Here is a 2,622-nt window from a genome sequence, read left to right on the forward strand (position 1 = left end):
ACGACGCTTTTTCTATTTTTTATAGCGCTGCTATTACTCATATTGCTTCTGGCATTTTCGCAATCAACTATGTTGCTGCTAAAACGCATTCCTTTCATCAACAATAAACTTAAGCTTCGATACCAGGTTGAATGCCTTCGCCATACGGTATATCAATATCGTCTATCCAAGATGTTGCACTACATTGGTATACGTGTTGAAGATTTTGTGAAGAGACTACCCGAAAGACAGGTCAAAAAGCATATTGTACGATGCAAGCGCTGTCCAAGCATCGATACCTGTGATCAATGCCTACGTGATGGAAAATTTGTTAGTGACATGCACTTTTGTCCGAATTACAAATCGCTAATGACCTATAGCAAAATTATGCCTCCTGCCAAGAACAACTAAGCCAAACAGAATACAGTTCGGGCGTTTGCAGTTAATTTTCCATTTCAATTTTTACATACAGCGGTAAAAAGCGTTATTGCGTATTCTTTGCCGCGGTAGGATCAATCTCAACCATTGCTGGTAGTGAATGCGCAATGCCTGCATGGCACTCTATACAGGTCTTTCCTTCATCAAATCCATCTATATGCTGAGCAACGGCACGGCGCCCTTGCTTCATGTAGTCCATGGACTGGAAGTCATGACAGTTGCGACATTCACGTGAATCTGTTCTCGATGCGGATTTGACATACCAGGGAGTTCTAATATCACAACATGCAGATGCTTGCTCGCGTCAGCTGACTGCAAATTTTTTCGTCTCATCATTTCAATAACTTGCAGAACCATTTATCATATGTAGGCAATCCGAATCACGACTTCATATATTAATGAGGTAGTCTCCATGGAAGTTGACGTTTACGAACTACTGAAGAGCAACGATATGTTGCTATTGTTCCTTGTCATTGGCCTGGGATATTTACTCGGCAATATTCGCTTCGGGGATATTTCCGTAGGACCCACAATAGGTGTTCTACTCGCAGCCCTGGTATTTGGCCACTATCAACTCACAGTCCCTTCGGAATTTGGTACTTTTGGTTTCGCCCTGTTTATCTTCTCGGTTGGCCTGCAAGCCGGTCCCAGTTTTTTCAGTGCATTTCGCGAAGACGGGCCAAGGTATATTGCATTGGCCGCTGTCGTTGCTGCATCAGGTTTTGCTATCGCCTATGGGGCATCGCTGGTATTCCAGTTTGAAGATGGATTTGATGCCGGACTGCTCGCCGGCGGTTTAACAAGTACGCCAACGCTGGCAGGCGCACAGGATGCCATTCGCAGTGGCCTGGCAAACATTCCGGATGGCATGAGTGCTAAAACGGCGATGAACAATGTCAACGTCGGTTACGCCCTGACTTATATCATTGGAACTATCACTTTGATTATTGCAGTGCGTTACATGCCAAAACTGATGCAACTTAACCTCGAAGCAATGGCTCGCACGTATGCTAAAGAAAAAGGCATGCTGGGAAAACGAGCAAATTCCACAACGACAGCGGATACACTCCCCATAATCAGGGCCTATCAGATTACTGCCACCGGTGTGGGTAAAACCATCGCTCAACGTAGAGCCGAGCTAAACAAAGCGGCCGTCGCACTTCGTGTTCGACGCGGTAACCAGTTAATTGACGCAGAGCCTCAACTTGTAATGGAAGAAGGTGATGTCATTTCATTACTGGCCAGTCTCAGTGTGCACCAATGGGCGCGCGATACTCTCGGATTTGAGGAAGTGCTGGATCCAGAACTTCTCGACTATCGTATTAACGCGCATGAACTGGTGGTCATCAATCCCCGACTGGTCGGTAAAAGACTCAGTGAACTGGAGCTGCCCAGGAATTACGGCTGTTTTGCTACGGAACTGATTCGCGCCGGTGTTGCATTGCCATTAACTGACGAAGTCGTTCTATTGAAAGGTGACCGATTGCAGGTCATTGGCGAAGAAGCGCGTTTGCGAGAATTGGGGGAATACCTGGGTTATACCGAGGAAGAAGTTGAAGAAACCGATCTTGTCACATTTTCATTCGGAATCGTTGTTGGTGTATTGCTGGGAATGATTGTTTTTAAAATCGCAGGTATCGCAATTGGTCTCGGCACCGCAGGTGGATTGCTCGTTGCCGGAATTGGCATCGGCTACCTGAGCTCCATCAATCCGACGTTTGGGCGAGTGCCTGCGCCGGCGCGTTATCTACTTCGTGAATTTGGACTGATGTTATTGATGGCGTCCATTGGCCTGAATGCCGGCACAGGAATTGTTGAAGGACTTACCTCGGTTGGTTTGGCAATTATTTTCTGCGCCGCACTGGTCGCATTAGTTCCGATGGCTATTGGTTACGTTTTTGGAAGACAGGTACTCAAGCTAAATCCAGTATTACTGCTTGGCGCACTGACCGGCTCGATGACCAGTACACCTGCGCTGTCAATTGTTAGCGAATCTGCCAGGAGCAGCGTACCTGCGATTGGTTATGCCGGTAGTTATACTTTTGCTAATGTACTACTCACCTTTGGCGGCACTGCAATGATGATGATTTAGCCCGGGATAAATTAAATACTCTCTTCTGTCTGGCAAAGATGATTTTAGTTACGAGCCTGCTTGTCAGGTGCGTATTGGTGATGGAGTTTCCTGGGTACAAAAACCGGAAAAGC

General features: G+C 46.6%; 3 protein-coding genes. 2 read left to right on the forward strand and 1 reads right to left on the reverse strand.

What is annotated here, in order from left to right:
- Window positions 1-390, forward strand: a 390-nt coding sequence (locus ACWVCM_RS10685) for a hypothetical protein (RefSeq protein WP_455201739.1), incomplete at its 5' end; no start/stop codon positions are given.
- Between the two features lie 73 nt (window positions 391-463).
- Here the strand turns inward: ACWVCM_RS10685 and ACWVCM_RS10690 are convergent.
- Window positions 464-694 (reverse strand): NapC/NirT family cytochrome c, encoded by a 231-nt coding sequence (locus tag ACWVCM_RS10690; protein WP_455201741.1) that lies wholly within the window; start codon window positions 692-694, stop codon window positions 464-466.
- 135 nt (window positions 695-829) lie between these two features.
- Here ACWVCM_RS10690 and ACWVCM_RS10695 point away from each other — a divergent pair, with 135 nt between their 5' ends.
- Complete coding sequence (locus ACWVCM_RS10695; protein ID WP_455201740.1) at window positions 830-2,509, forward strand: aspartate:alanine exchanger family transporter; 1,680 nt, start codon at window positions 830-832, stop codon at window positions 2,507-2,509.
- The last annotated feature ends 113 nt before the right edge of the window (window positions 2,510-2,622 follow it).

The sequence above is a fragment of the Kaarinaea lacus genome (assembly GCF_975902315.1).